Genomic DNA, 525 nt, shown 5'->3' on the forward strand with positions numbered 1-525 from the left:
GTCACCTTCGGTGGCCGTCCGCTGTTCGAAACCATCGACCTGTCCATCGGACGGGGCGACAAGGCCTGCCTGGTCGGGCGGAACGGGTCCGGCAAATCGACGCTGATGAAGGTGCTGGCCGGCATGATCCAGCCGGACGGCGGCACCGTCTTCACCCAGCCGGGCGCCCGCATCGCCTATCTGCCGCAGGAGCCGGACTTCACCGGCTGCGCCACGGTCCACGACTACGTCGCCGCCGGCCTGCCCGCCGACGAGCGGGACGAGACGCACCGGGTGGACGCCGTGCTGGACCGGCTCCAGGTGCCCGGCCATCTCGACCCCAACACGCTGTCGGGCGGCGAGGCGCGGCGCACGGCGCTGGCCCGCACGCTGGTCGGCGCCCCCGACGTGATGCTGCTCGACGAGCCGACCAACCATCTCGACCTTCCCACCATCGAGTGGCTGGAGGAGGAGCTGCTGGCCTACCGCGGCGGTCTGCTGCTGATCTCGCACGACCGCAGCTTCCTGAACCGGCTGGCCAAGCGC

1 protein-coding gene is annotated in these 525 nt (G+C 71.2%); it reads left to right on the forward strand.

Features of this window, described 5'->3' with window-relative positions:
• Window positions 1-525 (forward strand): ATP-binding cassette domain-containing protein (locus WDC87_RS21915; RefSeq protein ID WP_336331342.1); only part of this gene is annotated, 525 nt, incomplete at both ends.

Origin of the sequence: Stenotrophomonas maltophilia group sp. Smal12 (assembly GCF_037079935.1) — a bacterium.
GTDB lineage: Bacteria > Pseudomonadota > Gammaproteobacteria > Xanthomonadales > Xanthomonadaceae > Stenotrophomonas > Stenotrophomonas sepilia.